Origin of the sequence: Rhizobium sp. BR 317 (genome assembly GCF_047445835.1) — a bacterium.
GTDB lineage: Bacteria > Pseudomonadota > Alphaproteobacteria > Rhizobiales > Rhizobiaceae > Rhizobium > Rhizobium paranaense.
On record NZ_JARWLB010000108.1, the window covers coordinates 1 to 1,684 of the forward strand.

The following is a 1,684-nucleotide window of genomic DNA, read 5'->3' on the forward strand; positions in this document are numbered from 1 at the left end:
CACGTCCTCGGCAATCGTTTTCTTGTCGTACCCATCGGCGGGCCGGGAAGTGTCGCCGAGGCCCCGCAGGTCCGGCGCGATGATCGCGTACTTGTCCGCGAGGAAGGGGATCACGTGCCGCCATTCGTGCGAACTCTGCGGCACCCCGTGAAGGAGAACCAGCGGCTCACCGGATCCTGCGGTCAGGTAGTGCATGGTGATACCGGACAGTCGCGCGTAATTGCTTTTGATCTMGGCACTCACTTTTTTGCCTCCTTCTGGCCCGCGGTCATTCCCCGATACGCACGAATGACMTGACTGTCATCTGCCGAGCCTGACCCCTGCCCAGACGCGGCAAGGAAGAACTGATGCGCAACGGAGGCGAGCGGCAGGGCGGCCCTGGCAGAGGAGCCGGCGGCAAGCACGATACMGAGATCTTTCACAAAAATGTCTACCGCGCTCGTTACCTCAGGGTCTTCCAGAAGCATCCGCTGGCCACGATCGTTGAGCATCCAGCTGGCKGCCGCCGAGCCGGACACGATCTCGAGTACCGTTGAGGTGTCGAGGCCAGCCCTTTCGGCGAGCGACAGCGCCTCAGCCGCTGCCGCCAAGTGTACGCCGCACAGCAACTGGTTGACTGCTTTGGCAACCGATGCCTGGCCAGGCCGCTCTCCGAGATAATAGATCTTGGAGCCGAGCACGTCGAAAAGATTGCGGCTCATCTCATAGGTTTGCCTGTCACCAGCCACCATGATGGAGAGCGACGCGTCGCGCGCTCCGGCGACGCCGCCGGAAACAGGCGCATCCAGAAACCGGTGACCGCGAGCAATAACGGCCTCGGCGAGCTGTTCAACCTCGCCGGGAGGGCATGTTGACATCAGGACGACGACGCTGGCCCTGGTTGAATTTGCCAGGGCGCCCCGTTCGAAGAGGGCTTGGTGCGCCTGGTCGATGTTGACTACCATCAACATCAAGACGTCGGTCTCGCTGGCCGCTTCTGTAGCGTCTGGATAGGCAGTCCCGCCACTGTCAGCGAAGCTTCTTAGAGCATTCTCCGAGATGTCAAACCCCTTGACCCTGAAGCCGCTTTTTAGGAGATGCGACGCCATCGGCAATCCCATCGAGCCGAGACCGATAAAACCGATTGTCGGTTTTCCCGGTCCTCGTGCCGGGCTCGGCTTTGTTTCTAAAGCTTGGTGCAATTCCGGTCTCCTCCGCGATACTGGCACGTCATAGGCCGGCACATCCCACCGGAGTGCCATGCTCGCATGCAAAGCGGTTAGCATGGCGGCTTCCTCCACATCAAAAGAGTTTGYGCAAAAAACATGTGACCTGGATTCATGTTGCCTGGCGCGTTCTCCCAGAAAAACTTTGCCTCMATCGCGGGTCACGCCGAACTCGCCTGAGTTCAACTCACCATTGGCCGGAGGCAATTCATTTGCGGACGTTTGGCGCAAGCGCCTAATTTACGTCCAGCCGCACAGTGGGAGGCTTCCGGCTTCAGCGACATCAGTCCAAGGTCTAAGCAACCTGCACGAAACTGAGGACGCTTACGAGGAGAGCGCCTGCGCTGGAGGCTCCTAAAAACATCGACATAGATCAACACGGTTAGAGGAGGAACCAATGATCAGAATGAATCGCCGTACCCTTATTATGAGTTCCGTGGCGATGACCGCCGCGCTTGCGGCACCGCGCATCATGCGTG

2 protein-coding genes are annotated in these 1,684 nt (G+C 59.5%); both read right to left on the reverse strand.

The window, feature by feature from the left end; all coding sequences use genetic code 11:
- The coding region (locus tag QD357_RS32085; protein WP_414126047.1) for an alpha/beta fold hydrolase at positions 1–243 on the reverse strand (243 nt) is incomplete at its 3' end.
- Positions 240–1,265 carry an NAD(P)-dependent oxidoreductase gene (locus tag QD357_RS32090; protein ID WP_414126048.1) on the reverse strand — a complete coding sequence of 342 codons (1,026 nt, stop codon included), beginning with the start codon at positions 1,263–1,265 and terminating at the stop codon, positions 240–242. The genes QD357_RS32090 and QD357_RS32085, both read right to left, overlap by 4 nt.
- Between the last annotated feature and the right edge of the window lie 419 nt (positions 1,266–1,684).